This is a genomic window from Bacillus sp. FSL K6-0923, assembly GCF_038630825.1.
Taxonomy (GTDB): domain Bacteria; phylum Bacillota; class Bacilli; order Bacillales; family Bacillaceae; genus Bacillus; species Bacillus pumilus.
This window is the reverse complement of the sequence record NZ_CP152044.1, coordinates 933,332-954,249: the sequence shown is the minus strand read 5'-3', so window position 1 is coordinate 954,249 and position 20,918 is coordinate 933,332. Positions and strand designations below refer to the sequence as shown.

The 20,918-nt window shown below is 44.4% G+C and carries 15 protein-coding genes, 16 tRNA genes and 3 rRNA genes; 3 read left to right on the top strand and 31 right to left on the bottom strand.

Annotated features, from left to right (window positions below; translation table 11 throughout):
- Positions 1-13 precede the first annotated feature (13 nt).
- The 24 genes from MHI16_RS04745 to MHI16_RS04630 form a co-directional block, all read right to left on the bottom strand.
- A complete protein-coding gene (locus tag MHI16_RS04745; protein WP_342498116.1) occupies positions 14-718 on the bottom strand; it encodes a hypothetical protein in 705 nt (234 codons plus the stop codon).
- 67 nt (positions 719-785) lie between these two features.
- On the bottom strand, positions 786-1,217 hold the full coding sequence (locus tag MHI16_RS04740; RefSeq protein WP_342498172.1) for a hypothetical protein: 432 nt from the start codon (positions 1,215-1,217) through the stop codon (positions 786-788).
- 135 nt (positions 1,218-1,352) lie between these two features.
- On the bottom strand, positions 1,353-2,147 hold the full coding sequence (locus tag MHI16_RS04735) for a phosphotransferase (RefSeq protein ID WP_058014479.1): 795 nt from the start codon (positions 2,145-2,147) through the stop codon (positions 1,353-1,355).
- Between the two features lie 424 nt (positions 2,148-2,571).
- Positions 2,572-2,997, bottom strand: coding sequence for a hypothetical protein (locus MHI16_RS04730; RefSeq protein WP_058014480.1), 426 nt, complete (start codon positions 2,995-2,997; stop codon positions 2,572-2,574).
- Positions 2,998-3,379: 382 nt separating this feature from the next.
- A tRNA-Leu gene (locus MHI16_RS04725) sits at positions 3,380-3,461 on the bottom strand.
- A 37-nt stretch (positions 3,462-3,498) separates the two neighbouring features.
- A tRNA-Leu gene (locus MHI16_RS04720) sits at positions 3,499-3,587 on the bottom strand.
- A gap of 13 nt (positions 3,588-3,600) precedes the next feature.
- Positions 3,601-3,671, bottom strand: a tRNA-Cys gene (locus MHI16_RS04715).
- Between the two features lie 5 nt (positions 3,672-3,676).
- Positions 3,677-3,751 (bottom strand) — tRNA-Gly (locus MHI16_RS04710).
- A 7-nt stretch (positions 3,752-3,758) separates the two neighbouring features.
- Positions 3,759-3,830 (bottom strand) — tRNA-Gln (locus MHI16_RS04705).
- 9 nt (positions 3,831-3,839) lie between these two features.
- A tRNA-His gene (locus tag MHI16_RS04700) sits at positions 3,840-3,915 on the bottom strand.
- Between the two features lie 30 nt (positions 3,916-3,945).
- Positions 3,946-4,019 (bottom strand) — tRNA-Trp (locus MHI16_RS04695).
- A 13-nt stretch (positions 4,020-4,032) separates the two neighbouring features.
- Positions 4,033-4,117: transfer RNA gene (locus MHI16_RS04690), tRNA-Tyr, on the bottom strand.
- Positions 4,118-4,132: 15 nt separating this feature from the next.
- Positions 4,133-4,205 (bottom strand) — tRNA-Thr (locus tag MHI16_RS04685).
- Positions 4,206-4,211: 6 nt separating this feature from the next.
- Positions 4,212-4,287 (bottom strand) — tRNA-Phe (locus MHI16_RS04680).
- An 18-nt stretch (positions 4,288-4,305) separates the two neighbouring features.
- Positions 4,306-4,382: transfer RNA gene (locus tag MHI16_RS04675), tRNA-Asp, on the bottom strand.
- Between the two features lie 48 nt (positions 4,383-4,430).
- Positions 4,431-4,507, bottom strand: a tRNA-Met gene (locus tag MHI16_RS04670).
- A 15-nt stretch (positions 4,508-4,522) separates the two neighbouring features.
- Positions 4,523-4,598: transfer RNA gene (locus tag MHI16_RS04665), tRNA-Val, on the bottom strand.
- 32 nt (positions 4,599-4,630) lie between these two features.
- A tRNA-Glu gene (locus tag MHI16_RS04660) sits at positions 4,631-4,705 on the bottom strand.
- A gap of 18 nt (positions 4,706-4,723) precedes the next feature.
- A tRNA-Ser gene (locus MHI16_RS04655) sits at positions 4,724-4,814 on the bottom strand.
- Between the two features lie 4 nt (positions 4,815-4,818).
- Positions 4,819-4,893 (bottom strand) — tRNA-Asn (locus MHI16_RS04650).
- Between the two features lie 9 nt (positions 4,894-4,902).
- A 5S ribosomal RNA gene (rrf, locus tag MHI16_RS04645) occupies positions 4,903-5,018 on the bottom strand.
- A gap of 109 nt (positions 5,019-5,127) precedes the next feature.
- Positions 5,128-8,058, bottom strand: a 23S ribosomal RNA gene (locus MHI16_RS04640).
- Positions 8,059-8,240: 182 nt separating this feature from the next.
- Positions 8,241-9,789: ribosomal RNA gene (locus tag MHI16_RS04635) — 16S ribosomal RNA — on the bottom strand.
- The 16S, 23S and 5S rRNA genes sit together here with 16 tRNA genes alongside, the layout of an rRNA operon.
- A 318-nt stretch (positions 9,790-10,107) precedes the next feature.
- Positions 10,108-10,986, bottom strand: coding sequence for a nucleotidyltransferase-like protein (locus MHI16_RS04630; RefSeq protein WP_003217861.1), 879 nt, complete (start codon positions 10,984-10,986; stop codon positions 10,108-10,110).
- Positions 10,987-11,175: 189 nt separating this feature from the next.
- On the opposite strand from MHI16_RS04630, the gene MHI16_RS04625 reads away from it, so the two are divergent.
- A complete protein-coding gene (locus MHI16_RS04625) occupies positions 11,176-11,523 on the top strand; it encodes a YgzB family protein (RefSeq protein WP_003217804.1) in 348 nt (115 codons plus the stop codon).
- A gap of 34 nt (positions 11,524-11,557) precedes the next feature.
- Here the strand turns inward: MHI16_RS04625 and perR are convergent, their stop codons facing one another.
- Entirely contained in the window at positions 11,558-11,995 is a 438-nt protein-coding gene (perR, locus tag MHI16_RS04620; RefSeq protein ID WP_012009347.1) for a peroxide-responsive transcriptional repressor PerR, read from the bottom strand.
- Positions 11,996-12,152: 157 nt separating this feature from the next.
- A complete protein-coding gene (gene bcp / locus MHI16_RS04615; RefSeq protein ID WP_012009346.1) occupies positions 12,153-12,620 on the bottom strand; it encodes a thioredoxin-dependent thiol peroxidase in 468 nt (155 codons plus the stop codon).
- A 129-nt stretch (positions 12,621-12,749) separates the two neighbouring features.
- On the opposite strand from bcp, the gene MHI16_RS04610 reads away from it, so the two are divergent.
- Together MHI16_RS04610 and MHI16_RS04605 are read left to right on the top strand one after the other, a co-directional pair.
- Entirely contained in the window at positions 12,750-14,045 is a 1,296-nt protein-coding gene (locus MHI16_RS04610; protein WP_058015789.1) for a glutamate-1-semialdehyde 2,1-aminomutase, read from the top strand.
- A gap of 246 nt (positions 14,046-14,291) precedes the next feature.
- On the top strand, positions 14,292-15,365 hold the full coding sequence (locus MHI16_RS04605; RefSeq protein WP_058015788.1) for an aromatic acid exporter family protein: 1,074 nt from the start codon (positions 14,292-14,294) through the stop codon (positions 15,363-15,365).
- 29 nt (positions 15,366-15,394) lie between these two features.
- Here the strand turns inward: MHI16_RS04605 and MHI16_RS04600 are convergent, their stop codons facing one another.
- From MHI16_RS04600 to MHI16_RS04580, 5 genes are read right to left on the bottom strand one after another with little or no spacing between them, the layout of a single operon-like run.
- Complete coding sequence (locus MHI16_RS04600; protein ID WP_050944722.1) at positions 15,395-16,291, bottom strand: ABC transporter permease; 897 nt, start codon at positions 16,289-16,291, stop codon at positions 15,395-15,397.
- 17 nt (positions 16,292-16,308) lie between these two features.
- Entirely contained in the window at positions 16,309-17,310 is a 1,002-nt protein-coding gene (locus MHI16_RS04595; RefSeq protein ID WP_058015787.1) for an ABC transporter permease, read from the bottom strand.
- Positions 17,311-17,370: 60 nt separating this feature from the next.
- Entirely contained in the window at positions 17,371-18,957 is a 1,587-nt protein-coding gene (locus tag MHI16_RS04590; RefSeq protein WP_058015786.1) for an ABC transporter substrate-binding protein, read from the bottom strand.
- Positions 18,932-19,909 (bottom strand): ABC transporter ATP-binding protein, encoded by a 978-nt coding sequence (locus MHI16_RS04585; RefSeq protein ID WP_081042364.1) that lies wholly within the window; start codon positions 19,907-19,909, stop codon positions 18,932-18,934. Before MHI16_RS04585 ends, MHI16_RS04590 begins: the two co-directional genes overlap by 26 nt.
- The gene (locus MHI16_RS04580) at positions 19,878-20,900 is read right to left on the bottom strand and encodes an ABC transporter ATP-binding protein (protein ID WP_058015784.1); all 1,023 of its coding nucleotides are present in this window, start codon (positions 20,898-20,900) and stop codon (positions 19,878-19,880) included. Before MHI16_RS04580 ends, MHI16_RS04585 begins: the two co-directional genes overlap by 32 nt.
- Positions 20,901-20,918: the final 18 nt, after the last annotated feature.

The window sequence follows — 20,918 nt, the reverse complement described above, 5'->3', positions numbered from 1 at the left end:
GCCGTTTCCTTATCTATTGTTGATAATAAAAAGCCTCTACCCACTCATACGGCTTCTTACGCTCCGCACACCATTTCACGAAGCCTGTTGTCTCCGTTTGCTGAAATTTCTTCCAGTCTGATAAAAGCCGATCATAATAGGCTACTTGTTTTTCAACATTAGTGCGAATTCTCTTATCTTCGATCAGCATCATGACATCTTCAATACCTTGAATTCGCTCTTGGTCTTTCTCATAGGTGCTTAAATAAAGATCTTCATGTATATGATGAAACGAATACCATAAAGCCGATAAATAGGTTTCGCATATTTGAACAATGACACGTTGCTCTTTGCTGCCTCCAAGCTCTAGTGCCTTCAATAAATAGGGCAGCCCTTCTCCCCGATGCACAAACAAGCCCTGCCAGCGATACGGCCTCACATCCATCGGATCAACTTTCTCCCACTCTTGCAGAACAGGCTGAATCACCCCAATGATCAATGGATATACAAGCAAATGATGTCCATCCTCAAACCGTTCAATCTTTTCAAACAGCCAAGCAACAAATGAACGCCGTGCTGCAAATTCGTTCTCCTTCATTTCTTCAACAAAAGTCTGAAGAACCTTTAACGAATCTTTACGCAGACCCTGTTCTTTCTTCACACAGTACTGTCTAAAAAGCGGAAAATCATGGGACCCCTCGTCTTCAATGATGGTCTGTAATATCGTCTTCATTTGCAAGTTAACAACTCCGCCTTTTTACATTTATTCTATTTCTCATTTATCTTTGAATCATAAATCTGATTCCTTAACGCTGATTTACCCATTCTAAATAACGCCTTTGAATCACTTTTTTGATTTTATCGTAGTTCTCCCAACTATCTTTAACATAATATACGCCTTCAGCTTCTAGAAATGTCTCCTCGTAGTCATCTAAATATAAACCATTATCAAAATCGAAATATTCTTGGGTAAATTCATTTCCCTCATCATTCAGCATATCATTTGAAAATACACCATCACAGTCCATATAGATTTGAGTCCCTGTCACTTCTCGTGATTTAAATTTTTGAATTTCACCCTCAATGTCTTCTTCAAATTCTTCACTGAACAAATCATTATCAATGATCCACCCCAAAAACATGCCTGTATGTACAAAGGCTTGATCAATAGATAAGTCCTTTGGAAACTCCCCATCATAATGATATTTTGCTTTATCATAAACGACTACTTCAAACAGCATTTCCTGCTCCCTTCATTTCTTCTCTATTTCAAAAATAACTTTAGGTCTAGGTAAAGTCAATCTTATTTAAGCGTGATTAGAGTGGTATAAACACCTAATTGTTCTTTCGCTTTAGAAAGCCCCTAGTATCCCTCAAACCCATTCTTTTCTATGTTCATGAATGAATTGTATGTCTTTTTGATAATGCTCAAGGTGCCCCTCATCAATCATTTTTTGAAAAGCTATATCCCCGTCACTCGCTTTTCGTTTCATGTACTGACATAACCCTTTTAAACGCAGCAGCACCATCTCCACATAATCTTCTGCTATTTCCTCACCATAAGCTTCAAAAAACAGTTTGACCCTATACTTTATATGGCCTGCATGTTCTATTGAATGATAATTCACGATCTCCCCCTTTTCAGTGCGAAAAAATCTACTGAGAGGCACACATGTATAAAGGGTATAAGCGATATCCCAAAGTCTTGGACCAGGAGCAGCTACATCAAAATCAATGATTCCCACTGGCTTTTTATCTTTGAAAATGATGTTGTACATCGCAAAATCATTATGGCACACAACCTCTATGTTGTTAGGCGTATTGTCCATTCGTTCCCAATCATCTGAAATGGGAAAATCACAAACAGCATCATGATATAGTCTAAGCATTCTCGCTATTTCTTTTAAGGCATGGTGAGAGCACATGTATTCTTTTAAAGGATCATGACCAGCTACGCCTTCAATGAAGGACAAGATCTCTCTACCTTGTTCATCAACCCCTAAAAACTTTGGAGCATAGGAGAAATTCTTTTTTTCTAAATGCTTTAGCAGCTTTCGTGTATTGATATTGTCTGAATTTACTTCTCGACGAACCGTATCTCCCGAACGATATACGTTCGAGACATTTCCACCTGTCAATAACTCCTCATGATCATTTTGTTTTTTCATAAATTCTCCCCTCAAACTGGGTCACAATGATGATGTCAGCTAAAGATGTGTATGTACCCACAAATATTCATTTAGTTATACAAAGATAGTACACTGTTTTATGTGAATGTGCTGCCTCATTTTGTATCCTTACATGGTTAAATGTATCTTATCAAATGTTGCAAATCATCTAAAGATTATTCTGCTAAAAGAAGTACATGCTCATTCTTTTCTAATAGGTTTCTATTTTTTATCTAAATAACTCATTTAAACCACAAAAAAACGTTTCACCACGAGGGTGAAACGTTAGATTGACGGGAAAAACCAATCATGAAATTATTAATAGATACTGGTGGTCGGGGTCTAACCGACACTCCGAGATAAATTATTCCAAAAAGGCAAGGTATACCCTCTTCAAGTAAAGCACCCGTTAATGAAATAAAAATTAAAGTTCTTCTTGATATATTTTTGATTTTATCGGCTTTAAACTCAAAGGAATTTTAAACTCATGAATACTTTCAATATGATTAAAAAAATGTTCTATATTGTCATAATCCATTGACCATTCTTCTACCACCTTTAACTTTTTTAACTCGTTTGTTGGTTTAAATAAAAATTCACAGTGTAGTTGTTCCATGTGAGAATAAGCATCTTCTTCATAAACTGTAAACTGACGTAGAAAGTCAAAATGAAATAGTTCCTCTCCTGTAAAATCATAGAAACCACACTGAAATAAAATTTCTTTATCTTCTTCGCCCTCAACTGTCTCTTTTGAAAAAGCCTTAAATGTTTCCCAAACCTTTTTTATATCATCGGTATCTTCACCAATGCTATCTTTAAGATAACTTTCAGCATTTTCAACCGTAATCATTCCAACACCTCTTATGTACAATTTATCCAATCTTTCTTCAATTAGCCTGCCCCTTTATTTTAATAATAAGGTAACTATCAATAAAGTATAAGTTAATCTCCTTAGAATGGCCCCTCAGTAACAACCATTTTTTATCATCTAATGCACTTAAACTGGTATGTATATTTTTCAAGTACTAGATGAGCGGATTATATAGGGCTGCCTCCCCATGGTGGGTTACTGTGGGCTAACTCTGGTTCGGTGCTAATTTCACAGGGTACTAGTGTCCTCTTATAAAAAACAAATAAAAAACGCCCTCCTACAGTTTGTAGAAAGACGTTTAAACGTTGATATTCCTTAATTCTTCTGTAATGGACGATAATAAAGAATATCTAAAATTAGATACCGGTGGCCGGGGTCGAACCGGCACTCCGTGAGGAACACGATTTTGAGTCGTGCGCGTCTGCCAATTCCGCCACACCGGCATGATCATTAAAGAGCGCAACTTATAATAAAAAACAATGGTGCCGAGGGCCGGACTTGAACCGGCACGGTAGTCACCTACCGCAGGATTTTAAGTCCTGTGTGTCTGCCAATTCCACCACCCCGGCAGTCTTTTCAAAAAGGCGACACCCGGATTTGAACCGGGGATAAAGGTTTTGCAGACCTCTGCCTTACCACTTGGCTATGCCGCCATTATTGGAGCGGAAGACGGGATTCGAACCCGCGACCCCCACCTTGGCAAGGTGGTGTTCTACCACTGAACTACTTCCGCAAATCAACTGGGCTAGCTGGATTCGAACCAACGCATGACGGAGTCAAAGTCCGTTGCCTTACCGCTTGGCTATAGCCCAATAATAAAATGGGGCGATTGATGGGAATCGAACCCACGAGTGCCAGAGCCACAATCTGGTGCGTTAACCACTTCGCCACAACCGCCATAGATGTTATGAATCATATTAAGAAAATTGGCAGGGGCAGTAGGAATCGAACCCACACCGGAGGTTTTGGAGACCTCTGTTCTACCTTTAAACTATGCCCCTATGAAAATAAAAATGGTGGAGGGGGGCGGATTCGAACCGCCGAACCCGGAGGGAGCGGATTTACAGTCCGCCGCGTTTAGCCACTTCGCTACCCCTCCACATTTGAAAAACAGTGCCGGCAAGAGGACTTGAACCCCCAACCTACTGATTACAAGTCAGTTGCTCTACCAATTGAGCTACACCGGCAAATAGTGGTGGCTCGGGACGGAATCGAACCGCCGACACACGGATTTTCAGTCCGTTGCTCTACCAACTGAGCTACCGAGCCATGTATTCATTTTAAAAATGGCGGTCCGGACGGGACTCGAACCCGCGACCTCCTGCGTGACAGGCAGGCATTCTAACCAACTGAACTACCGGACCATTTTGGTTGCACTCAATGAGCACTCCCCATTGGTGTATAAAATAATTTGGTTGCGGGGGCAGGATTTGAACCTGCGACCTTCGGGTTATGAGCCCGACGAGCTACCGAACTGCTCCACCCCGCGATGATATAAAAGATATGGTGGAGGATGACGGGCTCGAACCGCCGACCCTCTGCTTGTAAGGCAGATGCTCTCCCAGCTGAGCTAATCCTCCGAATAAAAAATACTGGTGTATATTCTATAAAATGGTGACCCGTACGGGATTCGAACCCGTGTTACCGCCGTGAAAGGGCGGTGTCTTAACCGCTTGACCAACGGGCCCTTTATTATGTAAATTTGTGGCGGAGAGCAAGGGATTCGAACCCTTGAGACGGGGTTACCGCCTACACGATTTCCAATCGTGCTCCTTCGGCCACTCGGACAGCTCTCCAAATTGGCTCCGCAGGTAGGATTCGAACCTACGACCGATCGGTTAACAGCCGATAGCTCTACCACTGAGCTACTGCGGAATGAATAAAGCCTGGCGATGTCCTACTCTCACAGGGGGAGACCCCCAACTACTATCGGCGCTGAAGAGCTTAACTTCCGTGTTCGGTATGGGAACGGGTGTGACCTCTTCGCCATCATCACCAGACAATTTAGTGACAAAAGATATTATACTATGTATTGAAAATAAATCAAGAGATATTTAAAAAATGTTCTCTCAAAACTAGATAACAATGTTCAAACTTCACATTAGAATAAAGGTTAAGTCCTCGATCTATTAGTATCTGTCAGCTCCACGTGTCACCACGCTTCCACCTCAGACCTATCAACCTGATCATCTTTCAGGGATCTTACTTCCTTGCGGAATGGGAAATCTCATCTTGAGGGGGGCTTCATGCTTAGATGCTTTCAGCACTTATCCCGTCCGCACATAGCTACCCAGCGATGCCCTTGGCAGAACAACTGGTACACCAGCGGTGCGTCCATCCCGGTCCTCTCGTACTAAGGACAGCTCCTCTCAAATTTCCTGCGCCCGCGACGGATAGGGACCGAACTGTCTCACGACGTTCTGAACCCAGCTCGCGTACCGCTTTAATGGGCGAACAGCCCAACCCTTGGGACCGACTACAGCCCCAGGATGCGATGAGCCGACATCGAGGTGCCAAACCTCCCCGTCGATGTGGACTCTTGGGGGAGATAAGCCTGTTATCCCCGGGGTAGCTTTTATCCGTTGAGCGATGGCCCTTCCATGCGGAACCACCGGATCACTAAGCCCGACTTTCGTCCCTGCTCGACTTGTAGGTCTCGCAGTCAAGCTCCCTTGTGCCTTTACACTCTGCGAATGATTTCCAACCATTCTGAGGGAACCTTTGGGCGCCTCCGTTACATTTTAGGAGGCGACCGCCCCAGTCAAACTGCCCACCTGACACTGTCTCCCTGCCCGATAAGGGCAGCGGGTTAGAAGGTCAATACAGCCAGGGTAGTATCCCACCGATGCCTCCACCGAAGCTAGCGCTCCGGTTTCCAAGGCTCCTACCTATCCTGTACAAGCTGTACCAACATTCAATATCAGGCTGCAGTAAAGCTCCACGGGGTCTTTCCGTCCTGTCGCGGGTAACCTGCATCTTCACAGGTACTATAATTTCACCGAGTCTCTCGTTGAGACAGTGCCCAGATCGTTGCGCCTTTCGTGCGGGTCGGAACTTACCCGACAAGGAATTTCGCTACCTTAGGACCGTTATAGTTACGGCCGCCGTTTACTGGGGCTTCAATTCGCACCTTCGCTTACGCTAAGCGCTCCTCTTAACCTTCCAGCACCGGGCAGGCGTCAGCCCCTATACTTCGCCTTACGGCTTCGCAGAGACCTGTGTTTTTGCTAAACAGTCGCCTGGGCCTATTCACTGCGGCTTCTCGGGGCTTTAACACCCTAAGAAGCACCCCTTCTCCCGAAGTTACGGGGTCATTTTGCCGAGTTCCTTAACGAGAGTTCTCTCGATCACCTTAGGATTCTCTCCTCGCCTACCTGTGTCGGTTTGCGGTACGGGCACCTCTCACCTCGCTAGAGGCTTTTCTTGGCAGTGTGGAATCAGGAACTTCGCTACTAAATTTCGCTCGCCATCACAGCTCAGCCTTCACGGGAAACGGATTTGCCTATTTCCCAGCCTAACTGCTTGGACGCGGATATCCAATACCGCGCTTACCCTATCCTCCTGCGTCCCCCCATTGCTCAAATGGTGAGGAGGTGGTACAGGAATATCAACCTGTTGTCCATCGCCTACGCCTTTCGGCCTCGGCTTAGGTCCCGACTAACCCTGAGCGGACGAGCCTTCCTCAGGAAACCTTAGGCATTCGGTGGACGGGATTCTCACCCGTCTTTCGCTACTCATACCGGCATTCTCACTTCTAAGCGCTCCACCAGTCCTTCCGGTCTGACTTCACAGCACTTAGAACGCTCTCCTACCACTGTTCGTAAGAACAGTCCGCAGCTTCGGTGATACGTTTAGCCCCGGTACATTTTCGGCGCAGAGTCACTCGACCAGTGAGCTATTACGCACTCTTTAAATGGTGGCTGCTTCTAAGCCAACATCCTGGTTGTCTAAGCAACTCCACATCCTTTTCCACTTAACGTATACTTTGGGACCTTAGCTGGCGGTCTGGGCTGTTTCCCTTTCGACTACGGATCTTATCACTCGCAGTCTGACTCCCAAGGATAAGTCATCGGCATTCGGAGTTTGACTGAATTCGGTAACCCGGTAGGGGCCCCTAGTCCAATCAGTGCTCTACCTCCGAGACTCTTACCTTGAGGCTAGCCCTAAAGCTATTTCGGAGAGAACCAGCTATCTCCAGGTTCGATTGGCATTTCACCCCTACCCACACCTCATCCCCGCACTTTTCAACGTGCGTGGGTTCGGGCCTCCATTCAGTGTTACCTGAACTTCACCCTGGACATGGGTAGATCACCTGGTTTCGGGTCTACGACCACGTACTCATGCGCCCTATTCAGACTCGCTTTCGCTGCGGCTCCGCATCTTCTGCTTAACCTTGCACGGGATCGTAACTCGCCGGTTCATTCTACAAAAGGCACGCCATCACCCTTTAACGGGCTCTGACTACTTGTAGGCACACGGTTTCAGGATCTATTTCACTCCCCTTCCGGGGTGCTTTTCACCTTTCCCTCACGGTACTGGTTCACTATCGGTCACTAGGGAGTATTTAGCCTTGGGAGATGGTCCTCCCGGATTCCGACGGAATTTCACGTGTTCCGCCGTACTCAGGATCCACTCTGGAGAGAACAACATTTCAGTTACAGGGCTGTTACCTTCTTTGGCGGGCCTTTCCAGACCTCTTCGCTTATATCGTTCCTTTGTAACTCCGTATAGAGTGTCCTACAACCCCAAGAGGCAAGCCTCTTGGTTTGGGCTGTTCCCGTTTCGCTCGCCGCTACTCAGGGAATCGCATTTGCTTTCTCTTCCTCCGGGTACTTAGATGTTTCAGTTCCCCGGGTATGCCTTCTCATACTCTATGTATTCAAGTATGGATACTACTCCATTACGAGCAGTGGGTTTCCCCATTCGGAAATCTCCGGATCAAAGCTTGCTTACAGCTCCCCGAAGCATATCGGTGTTCGTCCCGTCCTTCATCGGCTCCTAGTGCCAAGGCATCCACCGTGCGCCCTTTCTAACTTAACCATTTCTTACTTTAGAAAGAATCACTATGTGTGATGAACTTTGCATTGCATTCAATGTGAATGTATTACTTATTGTTATCTAGTTTTCAAAGAACAATCCTGTCTCGCTAGAGACATGTTTTGAAGGAATGATCCTTCAAAACTAAACAAGACGAAAACGCACGCTGCTCCATATATCCTTAGAAAGGAGGTGATCCAGCCGCACCTTCCGATACGGCTACCTTGTTACGACTTCACCCCAATCATCTGCCCCACCTTCGGCGGCTGGCTCCATAAAGGTTACCTCACCGACTTCGGGTGTTGCAAACTCTCGTGGTGTGACGGGCGGTGTGTACAAGGCCCGGGAACGTATTCACCGCGGCATGCTGATCCGCGATTACTAGCGATTCCAGCTTCACGCAGTCGAGTTGCAGACTGCGATCCGAACTGAGAACAGATTTATGGGATTGGCTAAACCTTGCGGTCTCGCAGCCCTTTGTTCTGTCCATTGTAGCACGTGTGTAGCCCAGGTCATAAGGGGCATGATGATTTGACGTCATCCCCACCTTCCTCCGGTTTGTCACCGGCAGTCACCTTAGAGTGCCCAACTAAATGCTGGCAACTAAGATCAAGGGTTGCGCTCGTTGCGGGACTTAACCCAACATCTCACGACACGAGCTGACGACAACCATGCACCACCTGTCACTCTGTCCCCGAAGGGAAAGCCCTATCTCTAGGGTTGTCAGAGGATGTCAAGACCTGGTAAGGTTCTTCGCGTTGCTTCGAATTAAACCACATGCTCCACCGCTTGTGCGGGCCCCCGTCAATTCCTTTGAGTTTCAGTCTTGCGACCGTACTCCCCAGGCGGAGTGCTTAATGCGTTAGCTGCAGCACTAAGGGGCGGAAACCCCCTAACACTTAGCACTCATCGTTTACGGCGTGGACTACCAGGGTATCTAATCCTGTTCGCTCCCCACGCTTTCGCTCCTCAGCGTCAGTTACAGACCAGAGAGTCGCCTTCGCCACTGGTGTTCCTCCACATCTCTACGCATTTCACCGCTACACGTGGAATTCCACTCTCCTCTTCTGCACTCAAGTTTCCCAGTTTCCAATGACCCTCCCCGGTTGAGCCGGGGGCTTTCACATCAGACTTAAGAAACCGCCTGCGAGCCCTTTACGCCCAATAATTCCGGACAACGCTTGCCACCTACGTATTACCGCGGCTGCTGGCACGTAGTTAGCCGTGGCTTTCTGGTTAGGTACCGTCAAGGTGCGAGCAGTTACTCTCGCACTTGTTCTTCCCTAACAACAGAGCTTTACGATCCGAAAACCTTCATCACTCACGCGGCGTTGCTCCGTCAGACTTTCGTCCATTGCGGAAGATTCCCTACTGCTGCCTCCCGTAGGAGTCTGGGCCGTGTCTCAGTCCCAGTGTGGCCGATCACCCTCTCAGGTCGGCTACGCATCGTCGCCTTGGTGAGCCATTACCCCACCAACTAGCTAATGCGCCGCGGGTCCATCTGTAAGTGACAGCCGAAACCGTCTTTCATCCTTGAACCATGCGGTTCAAGGAACTATCCGGTATTAGCTCCGGTTTCCCGGAGTTATCCCAGTCTTACAGGCAGGTTACCCACGTGTTACTCACCCGTCCGCCGCTAACATCCGGGAGCAAGCTCCCTTCTGTTCGCTCGACTTGCATGTATTAGGCACGCCGCCAGCGTTCGTCCTGAGCCAGGATCAAACTCTCCGAGGTATGCAGGATGCATATCACACATGCGTTGCTACACGATGTAGCGAACTTAGCATGTGATCATTTCCTGCCTCGTCAGCGTTTGACTGACTACCTATGATATTACATAGGATTTTTTTATAAAAACTCGAATTAACAGGTACGTTTTGTCTTGTTTAGTTTTCAAAGATCATCTTCGTCGTCTCTCAGAGGCGACTTTCTTAATATAACATTTCGACGCTGTGTGCGTCAAGTGTTTTTTAGAATTTCTTTTTGTCAGCTTTTCTTTCAAAGCAACTTAGTTGCTCGTTAGCGACGTATAATAATATACCATCATAATATTCAGGCGTCAATATCTTTTTTCACAAAATATCCTCGATGATAGATTTTTTGCCCCTTTGTCTCAATCGGCTCCACTTGGACAATTCCTTTTTCCACAAAGAAATCAATCATGACGCTAAGGTCAGGCGTGAAATACTTGAGGTCAGGATGCGCGAGCAGCTCGCCAAAAAGCCATATATCTTGCTGTTCCATGACATGACGCAAATGAGCGGCACCAATTTCTGCTTTTGAATGGATCAAAAAGTCATTTGCTAAAAATAAAAGTTCCAAACGCTTATGAAGGCTTTCGTGGCTTTCAATGAGTTCTGAATAAAGTTTATAAACTTCCGGTTCCATATGTCGCACCTGATTCCAAACTGTCACTTCTGGATGGAAGCCTTTATCGATTACTTCAATACGTGCCAAATGATGCAGCGCATGCACAATTGAATTATATGCATCAAGGAATTGATTTGACTCAAAAAATGCTTTTCCTTCTATATATCTGCGAATTAGCTTGCCGTATTCTAAACCGATTTTAAGTTTGCGGTTTGAAAATGGGAATGTACTCAGGTCATCAATTAAGTTAAAAATATATTCATTTCGGTCAAATAGGACTTTCCCATTCAAAATCCAATCAATGATTCGGCGGTTCGTGCCAAGGGTAATCCATTCCTTCAACTGCTCATCTGTGACAACATTTAAAGAAGCTGTTTGGTGATCCGATTCATAGTGCTTGATAAATAACGGCTCTTCCGCTTCTTTTACAATGACTAGAAGTGCTGCATCAAAGTTATCCGTCTCAGAAGATACCTTGTGTCTTCTTTCTACTATAATCACAGCCAATGTGTCTGGATGACTTGCTCTCTCTTGATAAATAGGACGGAGAAGATTTTCCATAGTGATTCCTCCAATACTCGGGTGTAAAGTTCTTCTCTAATGCTATGTATTTCTCCTCATAGAATCAAAATTCCTTCAATTCAAGAAAAAAGATCATTGAACCATTATAAGCAATTTATTCACAAAACTCTATATCTAATTCAAACGGAAAGGTAAAATGTGCTATATTGGAGACAAGGGGGACTAGGGATGGCGAAATACTCCAGTAAGATTAATAAAATCAGAACATTTGCACTTAGTTTGGTTTTTGTTGGCTTTCTGATCATGTATATCGGTGTGTTCTTCAAGGAATCGATTTGGCTGTCGACTTTCTTTATGCTGCTCGGCGTCTTATCGATCGGATTGAGTACAGTGGTTTACTTTTGGATCGGTATGCTTTCTACGAAGGCAGTCCGTGTCGTATGTCCAGGCTGTGAGAAGGAAACAAAAGTGCTTGGACGGGTGGACATGTGTATGCATTGCAGAGAGCCGCTTACACTCGATCCAGCATTAGAAGGCAAAGAGTTTGATGAATCCTACAATCGAAAAAAGTCATAAAAAAAGCTGACCATTTAACCGGTCAGCTTTTTCATTAATGATTTTCTTTTTTCGCACATTCTTGACAAGTCCCATAGATCTCCAAGCGATGATGACTGACTTTAAAGCCCGTCACATGGGATGCAAGCTGTTCAACTTCATCAAGGCCAGGATAATGAAAGTCCACTATTTTTCCGCAGTTTTCACAAATCGCATGGTAATGGTCAGATGTCGCAAAATCAAATCGGCTTGAGGAATCACCGTACGTTAATTCCTTTACTAATCCAGATTCCCGGAAGACTCGTAAATTGTTGTAAACCGTTGCGACACTCATATTTGGAAATTTACCTTCAAGTGCTTTATATATATCGTCCGCGGTTGGGTGAGTCATAGAATTTACGAGAAACTCCAAGATGGCATGGCGCTGCGGAGTAATTCGAACACCGGTTTCTTTCAAAGCATCTAAAGCGTCTTTTAGTTCGTGAGCAGCCATTTCATCATGCACCTCTCTTCAAAAATATTCTTATATTATAATCTTTATAAATAGTGTACCCCCAGAGCCGAATCTTTGTCAATTACAATCCTCTTTTTTACCTATTCTTCTTCACAAAAAAGACCGGCATGTGTGCCGGTCCTATCCTGTGATGATATTAAGCGTGAGCTTTTAGTTCCTCAAGCGCTTCTTCTACGTGGTCTTTCACCTTAACTTTTCTCCACTCTTTCACAAGCGTTCCTTCTTTATTAATAAGAAACGTTGAACGTTCGATGCCCATGTATTCTTTGCCAAAGTTCTTTTTCAGCTTCCATACTCCAAAGGCTTCAGACAATTTCTGTTCATCGTCTACAAGAAGTAAGAACGGTAAATCATGTTTTTCTTTAAACTTTTGATGCTTGTCCTGACTGTCTGGGCTTACGCCGATAATGACAGCATCTAATTCTGCAAAGCTTTGATGGCGATCGCGGAAATCACATGCTTCTGTTGTACAGCCGGGTGTCATATCTTTTGGATAAAAATAAAGGACAATATGTTTTCCTTTAAAGTCAGAAAGCTTTACTTTCTCCCCGTTGTCACCGGTTAATTCGATTTCAGGTACTTGCTGGCCTACTTCGATTGTCATGACACAATCCCTCCAACCTATTTTTTAAATAGCCTATCCAATTTTGAGAGGATATTCAACTAAGGACGCTTGCATTGGCATGTTAAAATAATGATAGACGACGTGATACGTTGAGATAGGAGGCTATTTATGAAATTCACAGAATCAGAAAAATTACATCAAGAGGCGCTGGAGCATATTGTTGGAGGTGTCAACAGCCCCTCTCGTTCATATAAGGCAGTAGGCGGCGGTTCACCCGTGGCTATGGAAAAAGGAGAAGGCGCTTATTTTTGGGATGTTGACGGTAATCGCTATATCGATTATCTAGCAGCATACGGCCCCATTATTACAGGACATGCCCACCCTCATATTACAAAAGCGATTACAAAAGCGGCTGAAACAGGTGTCCTTTACGGAACGCCAACGAAGCATGAAGTCACTTTTGCTAAAATGCTGAAGGAAGCCATGCCTGCTTTGGACAAAGTTCGCTTTGTCAATTCAGGTACTGAAGCGGTGATGACAACGATTCGTGTGGCACGTGCATATACAGGCAGAACAAAGATCATTAAGTTTGCCGGGTGCTATCACGGTCACTCTGATCTTGTACTTGTGGCAGCTGGCTCTGGTCCTTCCACTTTAGGAACCCCTGATTCAGCAGGCGTTCCTAAGAGCATCGCCAATGAAGTCATTACCGTTCCATTTAATGATATTGACAGCTACAAAGAAGCATTGGATCGATGGGGCGATGAAGTCGCAGCTGTCCTTGTCGAGCCAATTGTCGGGAACTTCGGCATCGTAGAACCTAAGGACGGTTTCCTGCAACAAGTCAATGACCTCACTCATGAAAAGGGCGCACTTGTGATCTATGATGAAGTAATTACAGCTTTCCGCTTTATGTACGGAGGCGCACAGGACTTGCTTCAAGTAAAACCTGACCTCACTGCATTAGGAAAAATCATTGGCGGCGGACTTCCGATCGGTGCTTATGGCGGTAAAAAAGAAATTATGGAGCAAGTCGCTCCTCTTGGACCGGCCTATCAAGCTGGCACGATGGCAGGAAATCCTGCATCCATTCTTTCTGGTATTGCCTGCTTGGAAGTGTTAAAACAAGATGGTGTTTACGAGCGTCTAGATCAGCTTGGCGCTATGCTAGAAGAAGGTATTTTAGCCCATGCAAAAAAACATCAAGTAGATATTACAGTGAACCGCTTAAAAGGGGCTCTTACTGTCTACTTCACAAAAGAAACCATTGTAAACTATGAGCAGGCTGAAAATACGGATGGCGAAATGTTCGCCCGCTTCTTTAAATTAATGCTTTCGCAAGGGATTAACCTCGCTCCTTCTAAATATGAAGCTTGGTTCTTAACGATCGCACATACTGAAAAAGATATTTCTGAGACACTGCAAGCAGTAGATCATGCGTTTGAACAGTTGAAACAATCATAATAGGGTCAAAAACAGGCGTAAAAAGATGCGCCTGTTTTTTTATTTATCAGCTCTTGTTTGTCAAAAGCGTGTGAATCTGTTACATTTCTTCTCAATACCTTCTTTTGATGTTTTCATGAACTTTCAAAAATCACTTGAATATTTCGGAAGACCGCTGTATATTACTTAGTTGTTCATCAAAATATTTATAATAAATGACGAGTGATCATCTATTATCTAAAAGAAAGGAATGCAGGGACAAAACCAATGAAACTTGGAGCCCGTATTTTAAAAACCGGTATTGCCATTGTACTCGCGCTTTACCTGGCAACATGGCTTGGGTTGCCAACGCCCGTCTTCGCGGGAATTGCAGCTGTATTTGCTATCCAGCCATCTATTTATCGATCTTTTTTAACGATTATTGATCAAGTGCAAGCCAATATTATCGGGGCAGCACTTGCCATTACGTTCGGTCTGCTTTTTGGCACTGGACCAGTCATTATCGGTTTAACCGCCGTCATGGTCATCGCCATTAATTTAAAGCTGAAGATTGAACACACGATTCCAATTGCACTTGTAACCGTCATTGCGATTTTAGAAAGTGCAGGGGATCATTTCCTTTCCTTTGCCTTAATTCGAACAGCTACTGTGGTGTTAGGAGTTCTTTCTTCATTTTTAGTGAATTTAATCTTCCTGCCGCCAAAGTATGAAACAAAGCTTGTTCATCACATTATGGAAAATACGGAGGAGATTTTAAAATGGATCCGTCTGAGCTCCAGACAGTCTACTGATCATTCCACTTTAAAGGATGACATCGATCAAATAAAAGAACGCATGATCAAATTAGATCACATTTACTTGTTATACAAAGAGGAACGAAGCTATTTAAAGAAAACAACCTATGTAAAATCAAGAAAGCTCGTTTTGTTTAGACAGGCCATTATGGCATCGAATCGCGCTCTTTACTTGCTGAAAAAGCTTCATAAATTAGAAAATGAAATTCATTTGATGCCAGAGCATTTCAGGGAAAGCTTAACAGATGAAATTGATTACTTACTGTATTGGCATGAGCGCACCTTGATGAAATTCGTCGGTAAAATGAAACCGCAGGACGATGAATTTCAAAATGAATGCTCTCTTCGTCTTGAAACGTTAACGAAATCATTTATCCAGCATCAGCAAAACCAAGAAAATGACTTGCTCGATTACAATATGCTAAATGTTATGTCCAGCATCATCGAATACCGTGATGAACTAGAGCATTTAGATACATTGATTACAAGCTTCCAGACGTATCACCCAAAAGACAGTGAAATTGAGACAGAAGAAAAAGAAGCATAGACAGAAAAGACCAATTCCTAGAATTGGTCTTATTTTATTTTCTTCATTTTAGGATCCAGTGTGTCACGTAATCCATCTCCCATCAGGTTAAAACCTAAAACTGTCAGCATGATCGCGACACCTGGGAAAATTAATGTCCAAGGGGCTTGAACGAGATAAGGTCTCGCATCGGCAAGCATTTTCCCCCACTCTGGGCTTGGTGCCTGTGCACCTAATCCTAAAAAACCTAAAGCTGCTGCCTCAATAATCGCTGTTCCGATCGCAAGCGTCGCCTGTACGATGACCGGCACCATACTATTTGGCAGAATGTGACGCAGCACGATGCGGCGGTGTGACATCCCAACCGCCTTTGCTGCTAGCACGTATTCTTCTTGTTTAATACTCAGCACTTTTGAACGAACGAGCCGTCCAAAGGTTGGGACATTAATAATCGCAATGGCAATAAGGGCATTTTGTAAGGAGGGGCCTAAGATGGAGACGATCGCAATCGCCAGTAGAATACTAGGAAAAGCGAGTAAAATATCAAACACTCTCGAGATCACAGCATCTAGCACTCTACCGCCATAGCCTGCAATCAATCCAAGCAGTGTGCCTAAAATGACAGACCCGAGAACCGAGAAGAAACCAACCCATAAGGAAATCCGCGCGCCATGCACAACTCTTGAGAATATATCTCTGCCGAAATCATCTGTACCAAACCAGTGCGCAGCTGATGGTGCACTAAATCGCTCACCGAGAGATTGTTCATTGATTCCAAAAGGAGCAATGAGCGGTGCGAATATTGCTAAGATCAGAAATAAAAAGACAATCACACTGCCAATGACCGCCAGCTTGTGCTGAAAGAACAGCTTCATCGATTCAAGAATCAATGATTGAGAGCGTTCTTCTTTTGGTTGAGGTGGTTCAAACTCTTTTTGTGCTTCCATTTGATCACTCTCCCTCCCTAATATTTAATCCTTGGATCAATAACCGCATACAAGATATCCACAATGAAGTTGATCAGGACAAATATGAGCGCAATAACGAGAATGCCAGTTTGAATGACTGGGTAATCACGATAGCTGATGGCGTCATATATATACCGCCCAATGCCCGGCCATGCAAAAATGGTCTCTGTTAAAATGGCTCCGCCTAGCAAGAGGCCTGTCTGAAGACCAATAATCGTCAAGATCGGAATAAGCGCATTTTTCAACCCATGCTGATAAATGATGAAAAATGAACGTACTCCTTTTGCTTTTGCTGTTCGAATAAAATCTGAATGAAGCACTTCCAGCATACTTGCCCTTGTTATCCTCGCAATAATCGCAGCAGGAATTGTGGCCAGTGCTGTACTTGGTAAGATCAAATGCTTGATGCTGTCAGTGAATTGATCAAACCGGCCTTGCAAAAGCGTGTCCAGTGTATGAATATAGGTGATTGACTCCACTGGATTTCTGACGTTTTCACGGCCCGTTGTCGGTAAAATACCTAATTCAATTGAGAACAGCCATTGCCCCATTAAGCCTAACCAGAAAATCGGCATGGACACTCCAATGAGTGCAATAAACATCGCGACATAATCAAAGAAAGAATGCTTAAACCAAGCACTGATGATTCCGGCATTTACCCCCACAACGATCGCCAGCACCATGGCAAAAAAGGTTAATTCTAACGTCGCAAATAAGTATGGTTTCATTTCCTGGGCAATAGCCGCTCCTGTTCGTATCGAAGTCCCTAAATCTCCTTTTAAAAGGCCCAGCATGTAATGTCCGTATTGAACATACCAAGGCTGATTTAAACCGAGCTGGATGGTTAACTGTTCTACTGCTTCTTTCGTTGCCCGCTGTCCTAAGATAACCTGTGCTGGGTTCCCTGGAATAAACCGTATAATTGAAAACACGACCAATGTCATTCCGATCAATACTGGGATGAGCATTCCTGCCCGCTTCATACAATAAGCAAACAAACAGCTTTCACCGCCTTTTCTTTGTTTGAATAAGGGAGATACAAGATCTCCCTTATTTGCTTATTCGAAATACACGTCAGTCAAAGCTTCTGAACCAGTTGGATGCGGCTGGTAGCCTTTTAAATCACTAGATGCTGCAAGCATTGGGATCGAATGCACCAATGGAATCCAAGGTGCTTCGTCATGAATGATTTCCTGCGCTTTTTGATATAGCTCATTTCGTTTCTTTTGATCTGTGTCTGTTTGCGCTTCGATGAGGATGTCGTGCATTTTATCGTTTTCGAAGAATGTATAGTTGTTGCCGCCAATGCTGTCTTTGTCCAAAAGTGTGTAGATGAAATTATCAGGATCGCCATTGTCCCCTGTCCAGCCTAACAAGAACACATCCGCTTCTCCTTTACTTGCCTTATCTAAATAGGTCGCCCAGTCATATGTCACAATTTCTGCTTTGACGCCGACCTTTTCAAAGTTTGATTGAATGACTTCTGCTACCTTCATCCCATCTGGCATATATGGACGCGGTACAGGCATTGCCCAAAGCTTGATGCGAAAGCCGTCAGGAAAGCCCGCTTCTTTTAAAAGTTCCTTCGCTTTTTCGGGATCATACGGATACGGATCAATGTCGTCATTGTAGCCTTCTAAAGCTGGAGGAAGAGGATTTTTTGCTGGTTCGGCAAGTCCGCCATAAAATGACTTAATAATGGATTCTTTATCGACCGCGTAATTGAGCGCTTGACGAACAAGCTTGTTATCAAGCGGCTTTCTTGTGACAGTCAGTCCGATATAGCCTACGTTCATTGATGGTCTTTCAATGAGCTGGAGTGCTTTATCCGTTTTAATGCCATCTAAATCTGACGGATTCACACCATCCATCAAATCGATTTCGCCTGTTTTCAAGGCATTTAAGCGAGCCGAGTTTTCTGGGATCGAGCGGAAGATGATTTGATTCAGTTTTGGTTTATCTTTCTGCCAGTAATCTTCGTTCTTTTCTAATACGATACGGTCGTTTTGTTTCCACTCTTTAAACTTAAATGGTCCTGTTCCTACTGGATTCTCGCGAAAGGAGTCGCCGCTTTTTTCAACAGCCGCAGGACTTGCGATGCCAAACGGTGACATGGCAATGTTTTTAAGAAATGTCGCCTGCGGTCGCTTTAGCTGAAATTCTACTTCATGCTCACCTTTGACGATGATGTCTTTAATGACATGTCCTTTATCTTTTTTATAGCCGCCAAACATGCCATAGTAAGGAAATTTTTCTGCATCACCATTCATCCAGCGGTCAAAGTTGAATTTCACTGCTTCTGCGTTAAAGTCTGTGCCATCGTGAAATTTCACACCTTCTCTTAAGTAGAATGTGTATGATTTTCCGTCCTTTGCAACATCCCAGTCTGTTGCGAGACCTGGGTGGATGGTCGTGTCTTTCTCACCGTAATTCAGGAGCTTTTCAAACATATTCTCTGTGACCTTGAAGGTTTCGCCTTCTGTTGTTGTGATTGGATCAAGTGAAGTGGAGTCTCCTCCTCTGCCAAATACGAGAGTGTCTTTTGTTGCCTTCTCTTCTGATGACGGAGCGGACGAGCATCCCCCCAAAAATAGTGCAAGCACGAGCACAAAAATGAAACTACTGAACAACCAAGTCTTCTTCATTGTGTTCCTCCTTTTGGTATAAGTAACACGCCGCCGCATGCCCCGGCTCCTCCTCATACAAAGCAGGTGCTGCTTTCAAGCATTTCTCCCACCTTTTTGGACACCTTTTGTAGAAAGGACAACCGCCGCTTGGCGTCATTGCAGACTCTTCTGCCGACACATCTTGCGTCTCTAGCACGTGATCCATATGTGGAATGGATTTCAGAAGCAGCGATGTATAAGGATGAAGCGGGCTGTGAAATACGTCTTCGGCAGGCCCCATCTCGACAATGCGTCCAGCATACATGACTGCGATTCGGTCGCTCATATACCTGACAACGCCAAGATCGTGAGAAATAAATAGATACGTCAGAGAAAGCGTCTTTTGCAATTCAAGCATCAAATTTAAAATTTGCGCTTGAACGGATACATCTAAAGCTGAAACCGGTTCATCGGCAATGACAAGACTTGGATGGGTAATGAGTGCTCTAGCGATCCCAATACGCTGCCTCTGTCCACCGCTAAATTGGTGCGCATAACGCTCCCCGTAGGAAGGATCAAAACCGACAATATGCAGCATCTCTTTGACCCACTTCCGTCTTTCTGCTTTCGTCCCATGTCGATGAACAATGAGCGGTTCCTCTAAAATATCTTTGATTTTCATTCGTGGATTTAATGAAGCATATGGATCTTGAAAAATCATTTGAATGTCTTTTCTTAAAGAACGCATCTCTCTTTCTTTCAAAAAAGTGACCTCTTGCCCTTTCAGTTGAATAGAGCCTGACGTCGGTTCAGTTAATCTCATTAAGCTTTTGCCAAGTGTTGATTTCCCGCAGCCTGATTCACCAACAATGCCAAGTGTTTCCCCCTCCTTCACGTGAAAGGACACTTGATTTAAAGCCAAAGTCGATTGTTTATGTTTAGAAAAAAAAGCGGCTGTGTCATACCGTTTTGTCAGCTGATTCACTTGCAAGAGTGGGTGACTCAGTGTCTTCTCCTCCTTCCATTAGAAAGCACGCCACGCGGTGATCCTGTTCAATGGATTGTAAAACGGGGTCTTCTTCAAGACATTGCGCCATTTGATAGGGGCAGCGCGCGGCAAATTGACAGCCGGATCGAATGGTCCCTGGCTTCGGTACATGACCTGCAATAGAGATGAGCTTTTCTTTTTTCTCTTTGAACGATGGAACTGAGGCGAAAAGACCTTTTGTGTAGGGATGCAGAGGTTTTTGAAAAATACGGTCAACGGTTCCTGCTTCTACGATTCGACCAGCATACATAATCATGACTCGCTGGCATATTTGCCGTACAACGCCTAGATCATGGGTAATAAATAAGATCGCGGTGTCCATCTCTTCGTTCAGCTTTTTGAGCAGGCGAAGGATTTGCGCTTGGATGGTCACATCAAGTGCAGTTGTTGGTTCATCTGCGATCATGAGCTTTGGGTGACAAAGCATCGCCATCGCAATCATCACACGCTGACGCATGCCGCCTGATAATTCATGCGGGTATTTTTTAAGCAACGATTCGGCTTGCTTCAATCCGACGGTCTGAAGCAGATCAACCGCCTTCGCTTTTGCTTCTTTTTGACCGATTGCTTGATGTGTGAAAAGGGCTTCTGTCATTTGTTTGCCGATGGTCATTAATGGGTTCAGAGAAGTCATTGGTTCCTGAAATATCATCGAAATGTCATTTCCTCTTATTTCTCGCCACTGTTTTTCTGAAAGCGACAACAGGTTTTGCCCTTCGAATTGGATCTCTCCCGTTGTCTCTGTTTGCTGGTTCAGCCCCATTAATGACATAGATGTGATACTTTTCCCGCAGCCAGATTCGCCAACAATTCCTAAGGTTTCTCCTTTTTGAATCGAGAACGATATGTGATGGACGATGGGTACTTTTTGCTTTTTTTGCTGAAATGCAATGGACAGCTGTTTGACATCTAGCAGCACGTCTTGTTCTTTCACATATTCACCACCCCGTCA